Source organism: Sinorhizobium sojae CCBAU 05684, assembly GCF_002288525.1.
Lineage (GTDB): Bacteria > Pseudomonadota > Alphaproteobacteria > Rhizobiales > Rhizobiaceae > Sinorhizobium > Sinorhizobium sojae.
On record NZ_CP023068.1, the window covers coordinates 1,144,983 to 1,159,921 of the forward strand.

Consider the following 14,939-nt stretch of genomic DNA (forward strand, 5'->3'; position numbering starts at 1 on the left):
ATACATTATAATACATCAGGGAGAACGGAACGGATGAACGCAAACGAAAAGCGGGGCGCGAAGCGGACGCGCCTCTGGCGCAATCTGCACCTGGCGACCCTTCGTGAAGGATCGGGTCCGCTTGGCATCTTAGAAAATGGCGCCGTCGTGGTTCGCGATGGCCGGATCGTATATGCCGGGGCCGAGAGCGAACTGCCGTCGGAACTTACCAATGCTGGCGACGTCATCGATTGCCATGGCCGCTGGATGACGCCGGCGCTGATCGACTGCCACACGCATATCGTTCACGGCGGCAACCGCGCCCGCGAGTTTCAGCTGCGACTGGAAGGCGCGACCTATGAGGAGATTGCGCGCGCGGGCGGCGGCATCGCCTCCACCGTGAAGGCGACGAATGCCCTCGCGGTCGATGAACTCGTCGAAGCGGCGCTTCCGAGACTCGATGCGCTGCTATCCGAAGGCGTTTCGACGGTCGAGGTCAAATCCGGTTACGGCCTCAATATCGATGCCGAGCTGAAGATGCTGCGCGCGGCGCGGCAATTGGAACGACATCGCCCCGTCCGCATCGTCACCAGCTATCTCGCCGCTCACGCCACGCCCCCGGAATACAAGGGCCGCAACGGTGCCTACATAGATGAGGTCGTCCTTCCCGGCCTCGACCGTGCGCATTCCGAAGGTCTCATCGACGCGGTCGACGGATTTTGCGAGGGCATTGCCTTCTCGCCGGCGGAAATCGCGCGCGTCTTCGAGCGGGCGACGGCGCTCGGACTTCCGGTCAAGCTTCACGCCGAGCAGCTTTCCGATCTCGGCGGCGCCAAGCTTGCCGCCTCCTACGCCGCGCTCTCGGCCGACCACCTCGAATATCTCGATGCCGAGGGGGCGGCCGCCATGGCGAAGGCGGGAACCGTCGCGGTGCTGTTGCCAGGCGCTTTCTACACGCTTCGGGAAAAGCAGTTGCCGCCGATCGAAGCGCTGCGCGCCGCGGGGGCCCACATCGCCATCGCCACGGACTGCAATCCGGGCACCTCACCACTAACCTCGATATTGCTGACGATGAACATGTCGGCGACGCTCTTCCGGCTAACGCTCGAAGAGTGTTTGGCGGGCGCCACCCGCGAAGCAGCCCGTGCACTCGGCCTTCTGGATGAGACCGGCACGATCGAAGCCGGAAAGTCGGCCGACCTTGCGGTCTGGAACATCGAGGAACCGGCGGAATTGATCAATCGCATCGGCTTCAATCCCCTGCACGAGCGAATATTCAAGGGCGAAAGGACCCTGCGATGACTATCACCCTCAAGCCCGGCTCGGTTCCGCTCAATGACCTGCAGACGATCTTCTGGACCGGCGAGCCGGCCCTGCTCGATCGCGCCTTCGATGCCCCGATAGAGAAGGCTGCCGGCCGGATTGCGGAGATCGTTGCCGGCGACGCCCCGGTCTATGGCATCAATACCGGCTTCGGCAAACTGGCATCGATCAAGATCGACAGCGCCGACGTGGCGACGCTGCAGCGCAACCTCATCCGCTCGCATTGCTGCGGCGTTGGGGAGGCGCTGCCGGAGAACATCGTGCGCCTCATCATGGCACTCAAGCTGATCTCGCTCGGCCGCGGCGCCTCCGGCGTGCGGCTGGAACTCGTTCGTCTGATCGAGGCAATGCTGGAGCGCGGCGTCATTCCGCTGATCCCCGAAAAAGGGTCGGTCGGCGCCTCAGGCGACCTCGCTCCGCTCGCTCACATGGCTGCGGTGATGATCGGCGAGGGCGAAGCTTTCTTCGCAGGCGCGCGCATGACGGCGACCGCCGCGCTCAGAGCAGCCGGGCTTTCGCCGGTGACGCTCGCTGCCAAGGAGGGCCTGGCGCTGATCAACGGCACGCAGGTTTCGACGGCGCTGGCGCTCGCCGGCCTCTTCCGCACCCATCGCGCTGCGCAGGCAGCGCTCATCACCGGCGCGCTCTCGACCGACGCCGCCATGGGTTCCTCCGCCCCCTTCCATCCGGATATCCATGCGCTGCGCGGCCACCGCGGTCAGATCGACACTGCCGCCGCGCTTCGCCGCCTGCTCGATGGATCGGCCATTCGCCAGAGCCATGTCGAAGGCGACGAACGGGTGCAAGATCCCTATTGCATCCGCTGCCAGCCGCAGGTTGACGGCGCCTGTCTCGATCTCCTGCGTTCCGTCGCCGCCACGCTGACCGTCGAGGCCAATGCCGTGACGGACAACCCGCTGGTGCTCTCGGACGATACCGTCGTCTCCGGCGGCAATTTCCACGCCGAGCCGGTGGCTTTCGCCGCCGATCAGATCGCGCTTGCGGTCTGCGAGATCGGCGCCATTTCGCAGCGGCGGATCGCACTTCTCGTCGATCCTGCGCTGAGCTACGGCCTGCCCGCCTTCCTTGCCCGCAACCCCGGGCTCAATTCCGGCCTGATGATTGCCGAGGTCACCTCGGCGGCGCTGATGTCGGAGAACAAGCAACTCTCGCACCCCGCATCGGTCGACTCGACGCCGACCTCGGCAAACCAGGAAGATCATGTTTCCATGGCCTGCCACGGCGCCCGCCGTCTCGGGCAGATGACCGACAACCTCTTCTCGATCGTCGGCATAGAGGCGCTCGCCGGCGTGCAGGGCATCGAGTTCCGCGCCCCGCTGACGACTAGCCCGGAACTGCAGAAGGCCGCCGCCGCGGTGCGCGCCGTCTCGCCAACGATCGATGAGGATCGCTACATGGCCGACGACTTGCGGGCGGCCGGCGAACTCGTCGCCACCGGCCGGCTCGCCTCCGCCGTCTCCAAGGGTATCCTGCCGGAACTGGAGAACTGACATGGCCGTCTTCGAAATCCGGCGGGGCACCTCGCCCGTGATCCTCAGCTTTCCCCACACGGGCACAGACGTGCCGGCGCCGATCTGGCAGCGGCTGAACGACAACGGCCGGCTGCTGGCCGACACCGACTGGCACATCCACGAACTCTATGAAGGCCTGCTGCCGGAAGCGACGACGGTGCGGGCGACCATCCATCGCTACGTCGTCGACGCCAATCGCGACCCGCAGGGCGTCAGCCTCTATCCGGGTCAGAATACGACGGGTCTTGTGCCGGAGACCGATTTTGACGGCACGGCGATCTGGCAGGAGGGCGAAGGCCCCACAGACGCGGACGTCACAGCGCGGCTGCGCGATTTTCACGCACCGTATCATGCCGCACTTGCCACGGAGATCGCTCGCGTCAAGGCGATCCACGGCGTCGCAGTCCTCTATGACTGTCATTCGATCCGCTCGCATATTCCCTTTCTCTTCGAGGGCAAGCTGCCGGACTTCAATATCGGTACGGATATGGGCCGGACCTGTGCCCCGGCAATCGAGGCCGCGGCAGTCGAATGTGCCGCAAAAGCCGCGGGTTACAGCCATGTCCTGAATGGGCGCTTCAAGGGCGGTTGGACGACCCGCCACTATGGCAGGCCGGAAGACGGCGTGCACGCAATTCAGATGGAGTTGGCGCAGTCGACGCATCTTGCAACGGAAGCGCCGCCCTTCGCGCTCGACGCAGCCAAGGCAGAACGGCTTCGCGTCCATCTCAAGGCCATCCTGGAACGCATCGAAACAAAGGCATGCGACATCAAACGCATAGGGAGTGAGGCATGAACATGAACAATCCGCGCCACAATATCCGCGAGGTGCGCAGCCCGCGCGGAACCGAGCTCAATGCCAAGAGCTGGCTGACGGAAGCGCCGCTCCGGATGCTGATGAACAATCTCGACCCGGAGGTTGCCGAAAACCCGCACGAACTCGTCGTCTATGGCGGCATCGGTCGCGCGGCCCGGACCTGGGCCGATTTCGACCGCATTGTCGCGACACTCAAGGACCTGAACGAGGACGAGACCCTGCTCGTCCAGTCCGGCAAGCCTGTCGGCGTTTTCCGCACCCATAAGGATGCGCCGCGTGTGCTGATTGCCAATTCCAACCTCGTGCCGCACTGGGCGACCTGGGACCATTTCAACGAACTGGATAAGAAGGGCCTTGCCATGTACGGCCAGATGACGGCCGGCTCCTGGATCTACATCGGCACGCAAGGCATCGTGCAGGGCACCTACGAGACCTTCGCCGAGGCAGGCCGCAAGCATTATGGCGGCAATCTCAAGGGCAAATGGATCCTGACTGGCGGCCTCGGCGGCATGGGCGGCGCGCAGCCGCTCGCGGCTGTCATGGCCGGCGCCTCATGCCTTGCGGTCGAGTGCAATCCGGACTCGATCGATTTCCGCCTGCGCACCCGTTATCTCGACGAGAAGGCGGAGACGCTCGAGGACGCGATGGCGATGATCGAGCGCTGGACAGAGGCAGGCGAGGCAAAGTCCGTCGGGCTGCTCGGCAACGCTTCGGAAATTCTCCCGGAAATGGTCCGCCGCGGCATTCGCCCCGATATCGTCACCGACCAGACCTCGGCGCACGATCCGATCAACGGCTATCTGCCCAAGGGCTGGACGATGGCCGAATGGAAGGCCAAGCGCGAAAGCGATCCGAAAGAGGTCGAGAGGGCAGCCCGCGCATCGATGCGCGAGCATGTCGAAGCCATGCTCGCCTTCTGGGACGTGGGCATCCCGACGCTCGACTACGGCAACAACATCCGCCAGGTCGCGAAGGACGAGGGCCTGGCGCGTGCCTTCGACTTCCCCGGCTTCGTGCCCGCCTATATTCGCCCACTCTTCTGCAAGGGTATCGGACCGTTCCGCTGGGCCGCCCTTTCCGGCGATCCGGAAGACATCTACAAGACTGACCGGAAGGTGAAAGAACTGCTGCCGGACAATAGGCACCTGCACAATTGGCTCGACATGGCGCGCGAACGCATCGCCTTTCAGGGCCTTCCGGCACGCATCTGCTGGGTTGGCCTTGGCGAGCGTCATCGCCTCGGCCTCGCATTCAATGAGATGGTACGAACGGGCGAGTTGAAGGCGCCTATCGTCATCGGCCGCGACCACCTTGATTCCGGCTCGGTGGCATCGCCGAACCGCGAGACGGAAGCGATGAAGGATGGATCCGATGCGGTGTCCGACTGGCCTCTGCTCAACGCGCTGCTCAACACCGCTTCCGGCGCCACCTGGGTGTCGCTGCACCATGGCGGCGGCGTCGGGATGGGCTTCTCGCAGCATTCCGGCATGGTGATCTGCTGCGACGGCAGCGAGGATGCGGACCGCCGCATCGCGCGGGTACTCTGGAACGATCCGGCGACCGGCGTCATGCGCCACGCCGATGCGGGCTACGACATTGCGGTGGACTGCGCCGAGGAACAGGGGCTGCGCCTGCCCGCCATTCTCGGGAACTGACGGGAGGCCCCCGCAGTGGTCTCCTTCTCGATAGCCTGGCAGAACGACCGGCGGAAACGCCGGTCGTTCCAACTCTGGCGAGCCCTGCTCAATGCAATTGTTGCGGGAAGATCTTCCCTTTCGACATTCGCTCCATAGTTAAAGCCTTGTGGCCGCAAGGCATTCATCCATGGAAGCGGGGGTAAGATGTCCGTATTGATCAGCATTCTGATTACGTTTCTCGTCGTCGTCCTGGTGCTTTACCTCGTCAACCGGCTGCCGCTGGACGGCCGCACGAAGCAGATCGTCCAGGTTATCGTGATCATCATCGGCATCCTCTCGCTAATGAGATATCTCGCCGTATTCTGATGAGCCGGCCGAAATCAGCACCGGCACCACCGCGCCGACAACCGCGCCCGGAACGAATGCGGAATCGGCATCAACAGGGAACATCGGACGTTGGCGGCGCTCGCAGGCAAGGCTCGCAACGTCCTGATTGACGGCGCCATTCCTCAGCGCCATCAGGCTGGGCTTCGCAATCGGCGCCGGTTCCGGGGAAGATAGCCGGACTTCAGGAAGAGCAACGGCATGGCCTCTAAATCGAGGGCGAGACGGCGGAAATCCTCAATGTTTTAGACAAGGCGCTCGCCGCGCCGGGAACTGACGTAGCAGGAAGCCTGCCACAGCGCTTCTTTGCTATCTACCGCATGCGTCCAGTCCCGGCGCTTTCTCAGGCGAAATGGATACGCTCGTGGGTGAGCGCCCGGACGATGCCGCGCAGTTCCGCGAGTCCCCGCATTCGGCCGATCAGGGGATAGCCCGGATGCGTGCCGCGTCCAGAGTCACTCAGCAATTCGTGGCCGTGGTCGGGGCGGAACGGAATGCTCCAGTCGAGCCGGCCTTCCTCTCGCCGGCGGTTCTCCTCGCGGATGAGCGCCGCGACGAGTGCGACCATGTCGGTGTCGCCCTCGAGATGCGCCGCCTCTTCGAACGATCCGTCCGGGTCCTTGCGGACGTTGCGCAGATGCGCGAAGTGGATGCGGTCGGCAAAGCGCTCGGCGATCGCCGGAACGTCGTTTGCCGGATTGGCGCCGAGCGAGCCCGAGCAGAGCGTCAGGCCGTTTGCCCTCGCCTGCTGCTGCGCGAGAATCCAGGCGACATCCTCTTCGCTTGAGACGATGCGCGGCAGACCGAGAATGTCGCGCGGCGGATCATCCGGATGGACGCAGAGCCGCATGCCGAGTTCTTCTGCAGCGGGGACGACCTCCGCGAGGAATCGGGCGTAGTTGGCTTGCAGTTCGGCGCGGCCGATATCCTTGTAATGCTCGAGCGCCTGTCTCAGCCCCTCGACATCGTAGCGGTCATAGGCGCCGGGTAGGCCGGCCATGATGCTGGCAAGCAGCGTTTGGCGGGCGTTCTCGTCGGAAGCGTCGTGCCAGTTTCGCGCCTTTTCCAGAACCTCCGGCGAATAGTCGGCCTCCGCACCTTCACGCTTCAGCATGTGAACCTCGAAGGCGGCCATCTCATGGGCTTCGAAGCGCAGGCAGGTGCCGCCGCGGGATACCGGAGCGTCGAGCCGGGTCCGGGTCCAGTCGAGAAGCGGCATGAAATTGTAGCAGACGGTCCGGATGCCGCAGGCCGCGAGATTGGCGAGCGACTGGCGGTAATTGGCAAAGAGCGCAGTCAGATCGCCCTCACCGCGCTTGATGTTCTCGTGGACCGGCAGGCTTTCCACCACCGCCCAATGGAGCCCGAGCCCGTTTCCTGCAATTTCGGCCTGCCGCGCGCGGATCGTCTCCACCGGCCAGACCTCGCCATAGGGGATCTCGTGCAAGGCGGTCACGATGCCGGAGGCGCCGGTCTGGGCGATTTCGGCAAGCTTGATCTTGTCAAAGGGACCGTACCAGCGCCAGCTTTCAAGCATTCGTGACGTCCTTCGTCATTTCGCGGGCGCCCTTTTCAATGAGCCCCCTATGGCTTTCGATAAGCGCCTCTCGGAAAGCAGCGTGCCCAGCAAGCTCGGAGGGGAATATCTTGCCGACGCCGAGCAAGGCCTCGACGGTCTTCTCGGCGCTGTCTGCGCTGTCGCTCAGCGCCTTGAGCTCTGTGGCGAGCGGGTCGCGAACGTCGATCGGCTCGCCCTTTTCGTCCCTGCCGCCGACATAGCGCATCCAGGCGGCAATGGCGAGGATGAGGCCCTTGGGAACGCGGCCCGCGGTGAGGTTTTCCAGAACGGTGCCGAGGATACGCTGCGGCAGCTTCTGCGAGCCATCCATGGCGATCTGCCAGGTGCGGTGCCGGATGGCCGGGTTGGCATATCGCTCGAACAGCGAATTGGTATAGGCGCCGAGGTCGACGCCCGGCGGGGCTTGGAGCACCGGAACGATCTCACTGTTCCAGAGATGTCGGACGAAGGCGGCAAAGACCGGATCGGCGACGGTGTCGCTGATCGTCTCATGCCCGGCGAGATAGCCGAGGTAGGCGAGAGACGAGTGCGTGCCATTGAGGCAACGCAGCTTCATGTGCTCGTAGGGTGTGACGTCGGCGACCAGTTCCACGCCGACAGCGCCGAGGTCAGGCCGGACGCCGTCGACGAAATTGTCCTCCACCACCCACTGGCGGAACGGCTCGTGTATGACCGGCGACCGGTCGAGCACTCCGGTCCGCCCGGCCAGCCGCTCGATATCCTCGGGCTTGGTCGCCGGCACGATGCGATCGACCATGGTCGAGGGGAACGCGACCTCGGCAGCAATCCATTCGGCGAGCCCCCCGTCGACCAAGCCGGCGAATTCGAGCACGATGCCACGCACGACGCGGCCGTTTTCCGGCAGGTTGTCGCAGCAGAGCACGGTGAACGGCCTCGTTCCCTCGCCCCGCCGGCGTTCCAGCGCCCGGACCAGGAAGCCGATGGTCGATTTCGGCGCGCTCGCATTCGCAAGATCATGGCGGATGTCCGGATGGTCCCGGTTCAAACGACCCGTCGACGGCTCGTGGCAATAGCCCTTCTCGGTGACCGTCAAGGTGACGATTCGCGTCGTCGGCGCCGACATGGCGTCGAGAACCGCCTGCGGGTCCTCGGGCGCCACGAGGACGTCATTGATGATCGAAATCACCTGCGGCATCTCCCCGTCCGGGCCGAGTTCCACCGCGCTATAGGCAAAGTTCTGCGGACGGAGCAGATCGCGCTGGTCGGGCCGGACCAGGCTGACGCCGACGATGCCCCAATCGCCGCCGGACGCCTTCATGGCTTCCGCGAAATAGATGGCGCCATGGGCGCGATAGAAGGCGCCTAGTCCGAGGTGGACGATTCCGGTGCCGGCGCGCGGCACTTCCGGACCGTGAAGACGGGGATGATCAGCGGGCAAGCCAACCTCCATCGACGTTGAGGATTGCGCCATGCACGTATTTCGCCGCCGGAGAAGCTAAGAACACCGCCGCGCCGCCGATGTCGTCGGGATCGCCCCAGCGGCCGGCGGGGATGCGGTCTAGGATGGCCTTGTTGCGGCCCTCGTCGGCGCGCAGCGCCTCGGTGTTGTTGGTGGCGATATAGCCGGGAGCGATGGCGTTGACGTTTATGCCCTTGGCCGCCCATTCATTGGCGAGCAGCTTCGTCAGTCCGGCAACGCCGCTCTTCGACGCGGTGTAGGAGGGAACGCGAATGCCGCCCTGAAACGACAGCATCGACGCGATATTGATGATCTTGCCCCCACCACCGCGCTGGAAGACCGTGCGTGCAAAAGCCTGGCAGAGGAAAAAGACCGCCTTCAGATTGACGTTCATGACGTCGTCCCAGTCGGCCTCGGTGAAATCGACCGAATCCGCCCGCCGGATAATGCCGGCATTGTTGACGAGAATGTCGACCGGGGCGTTTTCGACGAAGACGGAGTTCCCGGCGACCGGGCCGGAAAGGTCAAGAGGCAGGCCCGAAGCCCTACCGCCGGCTTCGGCGATCAGATCCAGCGTTTCCTCGACGGAAGACCGCCCGGCGCAGATCACCTCCGCGCCGGCCTTGGCAAAGGAAAGGGCGATCGCCTGGCCAATGCCGGTGTTGGCGCCGGTCACGAGCGCGCGTTTGCCTTGCAAGGAGAAGATGTCGCTCACTTCAGCGTCTCCATGGAGACCATTTCGACGTCCTTGTAGTCGACATTGTCGCCGGCCATTGCCCAGATGAAGGTGTAGGAGCCTGTCCCCGCCCCCGAATGGATCGACCAGGGCGGAGAGATTGCTCCCTCTTCGTTCTTGAGCACAAGATGGCGGGTTTCCTCCGGCTCGCCCATCATGTGGAAGACACGCTGGTTGTCGGCGAGATCGAAATAAAGATAGGCCTCCATGCGCCGGTCATGGACGTGGGCGGGCATCGTGTTCCAGACGGAACCGTTTTTCAGCTTGGTCATGCCGACGACGAGCTGGCAGGACTTCATCACTTCGGGATGCACGAACTGATAGATGGTGCGCTCGTTCGAGGTCTCCTGCGCGCCGAGCGAGATGCTGGCGGCCTCGTCGATCTTGATGAGCCGCGAGGGATAGGTCTGGTGCGCAGGGGCGGAGAGGATATAGAAGCGGCCATCGCCGGAAAATTCGATCGAACCGGACCCCATGCCGAGATAGAGCATGTCGCCCTTGGCCATCTTGTATTCTGTTCCGGCCGTGACGATGCCCTCGGCACCGATATTGACGACGACCAGTTCGCGCCGGTCGAGGATTGAGGCCGTGCCGCACGGTTTGACGTGGTCGAGCTCGAGGCGCTTGCCCGCCGGAACCGCGCCGCCGACGATCATGCGATCGTAATGGGTGTAGATGAGATTGATCTCGCCTTCCCGGAAAATGCCGCCGACGTGAAAGTGCTCGCGCATTGCTTTCGTATCGAAGGCCTTGGCGGTTTTCGGGTCGATCGCATGGCGGATTTCGACGTTCAGCATATCTGTCTCCTGTTACTCAAAGAAAGTCATCGCGACGCGGCGTGAAGGTATCGATCAGAACGCCCTCCTCCAGTGCGCGGCAGCCGTGCATCGTCAGGGACGGGATAACGAAACTGTCGCCGGGCCTGACCAGGACGACCTCGTCTCCGATCGTGAATTCGAACAGACCCGACTGCACGTAGGTCGCCTGTACATGCGGATGGTTGTGAAGCGCGCCGACCCCATCCTTTACAAACCGGAACTCGACGACCATGAGCTCCGGGCTTTCGGACAGGACGCGACGGGTGACGCCATTGCCGGCGTCCACCGGTGGATAGGTGCTAACGAGCGGTTCCGTCATGGTTGTTTCCTAATGGAATAGCGAGGGCAGCCAGAGCGAGAGCGCCGGCACATAGGTGACCAGCAGCAGCGCGGCGACCGCGGCGCCATAGAAGGGCCATATGGTTTGCAACGCCTGCGAGATCGGTATTCGCCCGACGGCGCAGCCGACGAAGAGTACGGCTCCGACCGGCGGCGTGCAGAGGCCTATGCCCAGGTTCAGGATGAGGATCACGCCGAAATGGACCGGGTCGACGCCGAAGGCGGTTGCGACCGGCAGGAAGATCGGCGTGGTGATGACGATCAGCGGCGACATGTCCATGAAGGTGCCGAGGATCAGGAGGACGATGTTCAGCAGCAGGAGGATGACGAGCGGGTTCTCGGAGACGCCCTGCAACAGCGAAACCATCGCCGTCGGCACTTTGAGGTAGGCGAGAAGCCAGCCGAAGGACGCCGCACAGCCGATCACCATCAATACCATGGCCGTCGTGCGAACCGCCGCGAAGGTCGCCTCCTTGAAGTCCTCCCAGCTCAACGTGCGATAGACGAGCAGGGTCACGAGCAGCGCGTAGACGACGGCGATATTGGAGGATTCCGATGCCGTGAAGACACCCGAGCGTACGCCCCCGAAGATGATGGCGATTAGGATGAGACCGGGTACGGCCGAGACGAACAAATGTCCCATTGCCCGCAGGCCGGGGAACGCTTCCGTCGGATAGCCGCGCTGTTTGGCGACAACCCAGGCGGCGACCATCAGGCAGAGCGCCAGCAGGAGACCCGGGATAATGCCCGCCGTGAACAGGTCCGCGATGGAAATTCTCCCACCGGCGGAGATCGAATAGATGATCATGTTGTGCGACGGCGGGATCATCAGGGCGATGATCGAGCCGACCACCGTTATGTTGACGGCGTAGTCGACACCGTAGCCGCGCGCCTTCATCTGCGGCACCATCAGGCCGCCGACGGCGGAGGCATCGGCGGCGGCCGAGCCGGACACCCCGCCGAACATGACCGACGCCAGAATGTTCACCTGGCCGAGTCCTCCCCGAAGGTGGCCGACCAGCGAACCGGCGAGCGCCACGAGCCGGCGTGCGATATCACCACGGACCATCAGATCACCGGCATAGATGAAAAAGGGGATCGCCATGAGCGCGAAGACCGATACGCCGGAATTCAAGCGCTGGAAAATGACGACCGGCGGCAGGCCGAGATAGAGCACGGTCGCGAAGCTGGATACGCCGAGACAAAAGGCGACGGGCGTGCCGATGAGCAGAAGAAAGGTAAAGGTGCCGAACAGGATCCAGAGTTCCATCAGTCAGTGCTCCTGTTCCGCTTCGCCGAAGCGGGCGGTGTGAAGACCTGCCGCGCGCCGGGCAATGCGCTCGAGGGAAAAGAGAACGACCAGCACGCCGCCGGCCACTATGGGTAGGAAATCGAAGGCGCCGGAAATGCCGAGGCTCGGCATTTGATTGCCCGCCGTCTTCATCGCCAGTTGCGCGCCGTAGAAGATCATGCCGCCGCCGAAGCCTGCCACGAAGATATCCGAGAGCGTGTGCAGGATCTCCTTGCCCCGTTGCGGCAGGACATGGAGCAGGATGTCGAACGAGAGGTGATAGCCTTCCCGGATGCCGACTGCGGCACCAAGAAAGATGAACCACCCCATGATCATCACGGAGGCGGGCTCGCTCCAGGTCAGGCTGTCGTTCAGGAGATAGCGCCAGAAGACCTGGGCGGCGATGAAAACGGTCATCAGGACGAGACCGATGCCGGCGATCCAGAGCGCGGCCCCGGAGAGGGTGCCCATGACACGCGCGACGCTCTTCATAGTGTTTTGCAAGGCGATGTCTCCTCGGATAGCGACCGCCCTACCCCTTCCGGCTGCCGGAGGAGTAGTGGCGGTCAACGATCCGATCTTAGTTCACTGCGTTTCCTGGATGCGCTTCACCATGTCCTTCAGCTTCTCGGACTTGACGTATTTCTCGTAGACCGGCTTCATCGCCTCGATGAACGGCCCCTTGTCGATCTCGGAGACGACCTCGACGCCGGCCGCGCGGATCTTCTCCTCGGACTTCTTCTCCTGCGCCGCCCAGAGTTCGCGCATATAGGGCACTGAGGCCTTGGCAGCTTCGCGCACCGCAGCCTGGTCTTCCGGCGAGAGGCTGTCCCATGTCTTCTTGGACATGACGAGCACTTCCGGAACGATCAGGTGCTGGTCGAGCGTGTAGTGCTTGGCGACTTCGAAATGGCCGGAGCTGTCATAGGAGGGCCAGTTGTTTTCAGCCCCGTCGATGACGCCCGTCTGGATCGAGGAGTACACTTCGCCATAGGGCATGGGCGTGGCATTGGCGCCTAGCGCGCCGACCATGTCGACGAACATGTCCGACTGCATCACGCGGAACTTCATGCCCTTGAGGTCGTCGACGGACTTGATGGGCTTCTGGGAATTGTAGAAACTGCGCGAACCGCCGTCGTAGAAGGCAAGGCCGATCAAGTCATGCGCTTCAAATGCTGCGAGAATTTCCTCGCCGATCGGCCCGTCCATCACCTTATGCATGTGCTCGACCGAGCGGAAGATATAGGGGAGCGACGGGACCTGAGTCTCTTCGATGATGTTGTTGAACGGTCCGAGCGAGACGCGATTCATGTCGATCACGCCGAACTGCGTCTGTTCGATCGTGTCCTTTTCCTCGCCGAGCTGCGCGGAATGGAAGACCTCGACGCCGAGACGGCCGCCAGTCTTCTCCTCCAGCAATTTGCCCATGTGTTTGACCGCTTCGACGGTCGGATAGCCGTCCGGATGCGTATCGGACGAGCGCAGGACTCGATCCGCGGCTTGAGCCGAAACCGATGCAAGCGCCAATGCGGCGGATGCCAGCAGGGCCATGCTCATCTTCTTCAGAAACGTCATTTCAATTCCTCCCTTTTTGAATGCGGCTGTTCTCACAGCCGGTAGGCTTGTTTCGCAAGCCGATAGGCAAGGTCGATGGCGACCTCGCCCGCCTCGTCCTCATCGAGCCGACCGTCGGCGACCAGAGTTGCGAGATAGGCGCAATCGACCCGGCGGGCGACGTCGTGTCTCGCCGGGATCGAGCAGAAGGCGCGGGTGTCGTCGTTGAAGCCGACGGTGTTGTAGAAGCCGGCGGTTTCGGTCGTGAGTTCGCGGTAGCGGCGCATGCCTTCGGCGCTGTCGAAGAACCACCAGGCCGGACCGAGCTTCAGCGCCGGATAGGCGCCGGCGAGCGGCGCAAGCTCGCGCGAGTAGCTGGTCTCGTCGAGCGTGAAGGCGATGACGGTGAGTTCCGGCCGCATGCCGACCGCGTCGAGCAGGGGCTTCAGGGCCCGCACGTAGTCCGTGCGCGTGGGAATGTCGAAGCCCTTGTCGCGTCCGTGCCGGCGCAGAACCTCGACGGAATGGTTGCGCCAGGAACCCGGATGGATCTGCAGGACCAGCCCGTCTTCAAGGCTCATGCGCGCCATTTCTGTAAGCATGTGACCGCGGAAGGCATCAGCCTCCTCGGCACTGCAGCGCCCCGCGAGCGCTTTCGCAAACAGCGACGCCGCTTCGGCCTCGCTCAGGTTTTCCGTGCGCGCGGTCGCGTGCCCGTGGTCGGAGCTCGTCGCGCCATAGTTCTTGAAGAATGCACGCCGGATTCGATGGGCTTCGAGATAACCGTGCCAGCTGGTCGCATCCGTTCCTGCGAGCTCGCCGAAGCGCTCGATATTCTCGCGGAAATTCTCGAACTCGGGATCGACGACGCTGTCGGGGCGGTAGGCGGTTACGACACGGCCCTTCCAGCCCGAGCGGCGAATCATATCGTGCCAGCGAAGATCGTCGAGCGCGCTTTCGGTGGTCGCGATCACCTCGATGTTGAAGCGCTCGAAGAGGGCGCGCGGCCTGAATTCCGGCTTCCCCAGGCACTCCGAAATATGGTCGTAGAAATGGTCGGCGGTCTTTGCCGAAAGGCGCTCCCTGAGCCCGAAGACTGCTTCGAAGGAATGGTCGAGCCAGAGCCGGCTCGGCGTCCCGCGGAAGAGATGATAGTTCCGGGCGAAGAGCCGCCAGATCTTGCGGCCATCTTCTTCCGTCGGCCCGCCGTCGACGCGCGGCACGCCGAGGTCGGTGAGCGCAATGCCTTGCGAGCAGAGCATGCGGAAGACGTAGTGGTCCGGCGTGACGAAGAGCTGGGCGGGGTCAGGAAACGGCTCGTTCAGCGCATACCATTTCGGATCGGTGTGGCCATGGGGGCTGACGATCGGGAGATGGCGAACCTTATCGTAGAGCGCCCGGGCGATACCGCGCGACCGAGATTCCAGCGGAAAGAGCCTATCCTCATTCAGCAATGCGATGGCCTCCCAACCATTTGCCGGCTACGATCCGGCGATGACATATTGCATTCGGCTAGTCATCTAATATGTT

General features: G+C 63.4%; 14 protein-coding genes. 5 read left to right on the forward strand and 9 right to left on the reverse strand.

The features are described 5' to 3' along the window. The first annotated feature begins 33 nt into the window (after positions 1–33). From hutI to SJ05684_RS22960, 5 genes are all read left to right on the forward strand, one after another. A complete protein-coding gene (gene hutI, locus SJ05684_RS22940; protein ID WP_034857602.1) occupies positions 34–1,281 on the forward strand; it encodes an imidazolonepropionase in 1,248 nt (415 codons plus the stop codon). Beyond that, positions 1,278–2,813 (forward strand): histidine ammonia-lyase, encoded by a 1,536-nt coding sequence (gene hutH, locus SJ05684_RS22945; protein WP_034857600.1) that lies wholly within the window; start codon positions 1,278–1,280, stop codon positions 2,811–2,813. The genes hutI and hutH overlap by 4 nt, the downstream gene beginning before the upstream one ends. 1 nt (position 2,814) lies before the next feature. Next, positions 2,815–3,630 carry an N-formylglutamate deformylase gene (gene hutG / locus SJ05684_RS22950; protein ID WP_034857598.1) on the forward strand — a complete coding sequence of 272 codons (816 nt, stop codon included), beginning with the start codon at positions 2,815–2,817 and terminating at the stop codon, positions 3,628–3,630. Positions 3,631–3,632: 2 nt separating this feature from the next. Further along, positions 3,633–5,306 carry a urocanate hydratase gene (gene hutU, locus SJ05684_RS22955; protein ID WP_034857597.1) on the forward strand — a complete coding sequence of 558 codons (1,674 nt, stop codon included), beginning with the start codon at positions 3,633–3,635 and terminating at the stop codon, positions 5,304–5,306. 186 nt (positions 5,307–5,492) lie between these two features. After that, entirely contained in the window at positions 5,493–5,654 is a 162-nt protein-coding gene (locus SJ05684_RS22960) for a Thivi_2564 family membrane protein (protein WP_085939130.1), read from the forward strand. Positions 5,655–6,015: 361 nt separating this feature from the next. Here the strand turns inward: SJ05684_RS22960 and uxuA are convergent, their stop codons facing one another. From uxuA to uxaC, 9 genes are all read right to left on the reverse strand, one after another. After that, positions 6,016–7,209 carry a mannonate dehydratase gene (gene uxuA, locus SJ05684_RS22970; RefSeq protein WP_034857594.1) on the reverse strand — a complete coding sequence of 398 codons (1,194 nt, stop codon included), beginning with the start codon at positions 7,207–7,209 and terminating at the stop codon, positions 6,016–6,018. Further along, positions 7,202–8,662, reverse strand: coding sequence for a mannitol dehydrogenase family protein (locus SJ05684_RS22975; RefSeq protein ID WP_050980131.1), 1,461 nt, complete (start codon positions 8,660–8,662; stop codon positions 7,202–7,204). The genes uxuA and SJ05684_RS22975 overlap by 8 nt, the downstream gene beginning before the upstream one ends. After that, on the reverse strand, positions 8,640–9,386 hold the full coding sequence (gene kduD, locus SJ05684_RS22980) for a 2-dehydro-3-deoxy-D-gluconate 5-dehydrogenase KduD (protein ID WP_034857593.1): 747 nt from the start codon (positions 9,384–9,386) through the stop codon (positions 8,640–8,642). Before kduD ends, SJ05684_RS22975 begins: the two co-directional genes overlap by 23 nt. Further along, the gene (kduI, locus tag SJ05684_RS22985; protein ID WP_034857591.1) at positions 9,383–10,204 is read right to left on the reverse strand and encodes a 5-dehydro-4-deoxy-D-glucuronate isomerase; all 822 of its coding nucleotides are present in this window, start codon (positions 10,202–10,204) and stop codon (positions 9,383–9,385) included. The genes kduD and kduI overlap by 4 nt, the downstream gene beginning before the upstream one ends. A gap of 16 nt (positions 10,205–10,220) precedes the next feature. Next, positions 10,221–10,544 (reverse strand): cupin domain-containing protein, encoded by a 324-nt coding sequence (locus SJ05684_RS22990; RefSeq protein WP_034857590.1) that lies wholly within the window; start codon positions 10,542–10,544, stop codon positions 10,221–10,223. A gap of 9 nt (positions 10,545–10,553) precedes the next feature. Next, positions 10,554–11,834 carry a TRAP transporter large permease gene (locus tag SJ05684_RS22995; RefSeq protein ID WP_095694352.1) on the reverse strand — a complete coding sequence of 427 codons (1,281 nt, stop codon included), beginning with the start codon at positions 11,832–11,834 and terminating at the stop codon, positions 10,554–10,556. Positions 11,835–11,837: 3 nt separating this feature from the next. Next, positions 11,838–12,359 (reverse strand): TRAP transporter small permease, encoded by a 522-nt coding sequence (locus SJ05684_RS23000; RefSeq protein ID WP_034857587.1) that lies wholly within the window; start codon positions 12,357–12,359, stop codon positions 11,838–11,840. Between the two features lie 81 nt (positions 12,360–12,440). Beyond that, complete coding sequence (locus SJ05684_RS23005; RefSeq protein ID WP_034857586.1) at positions 12,441–13,430, reverse strand: TRAP transporter substrate-binding protein; 990 nt, start codon at positions 13,428–13,430, stop codon at positions 12,441–12,443. Between the two features lie 32 nt (positions 13,431–13,462). After that, positions 13,463–14,869 (reverse strand): glucuronate isomerase, encoded by a 1,407-nt coding sequence (gene uxaC / locus SJ05684_RS23010; RefSeq protein ID WP_034857585.1) that lies wholly within the window; start codon positions 14,867–14,869, stop codon positions 13,463–13,465. Positions 14,870–14,939 lie beyond the last annotated feature (70 nt).

Excerpts from the sequence above, each read along its gene's own strand:
- uxuA (WP_034857594.1), bottom strand. The coding sequence starts at position 7,209 with ATGCTTGAAAGCTGGCGCTGGTACGGTCCCTTTGACAAGATCAAGCTT.
- hutG (WP_034857598.1), top strand. The coding sequence starts at position 2,815 with ATGGCCGTCTTCGAAATCCGGCGGGGCACCTCGCCCGTGATCCTCAGC.
- SJ05684_RS22995 (WP_095694352.1), bottom strand. The coding sequence starts at position 11,834 with ATGGAACTCTGGATCCTGTTCGGCACCTTTACCTTTCTTCTGCTCATC.
- SJ05684_RS22960 (WP_085939130.1), top strand. The coding sequence starts at position 5,493 with ATGTCCGTATTGATCAGCATTCTGATTACGTTTCTCGTCGTCGTCCTG.
- hutU (WP_034857597.1), top strand. The coding sequence starts at position 3,633 with ATGAACAATCCGCGCCACAATATCCGCGAGGTGCGCAGCCCGCGCGGA.
- hutH (WP_034857600.1), top strand. The coding sequence starts at position 1,278 with ATGACTATCACCCTCAAGCCCGGCTCGGTTCCGCTCAATGACCTGCAG.
- hutI (WP_034857602.1), top strand. The coding sequence starts at position 34 with ATGAACGCAAACGAAAAGCGGGGCGCGAAGCGGACGCGCCTCTGGCGC.
- kduI (WP_034857591.1), bottom strand. The coding sequence starts at position 10,204 with ATGCTGAACGTCGAAATCCGCCATGCGATCGACCCGAAAACCGCCAAG.
- SJ05684_RS23005 (WP_034857586.1), bottom strand. The coding sequence starts at position 13,430 with ATGACGTTTCTGAAGAAGATGAGCATGGCCCTGCTGGCATCCGCCGCA.
- SJ05684_RS22975 (WP_050980131.1), bottom strand. The coding sequence starts at position 8,662 with ATGGAGGTTGGCTTGCCCGCTGATCATCCCCGTCTTCACGGTCCGGAA.
- SJ05684_RS22990 (WP_034857590.1), bottom strand. The coding sequence starts at position 10,544 with ATGACGGAACCGCTCGTTAGCACCTATCCACCGGTGGACGCCGGCAAT.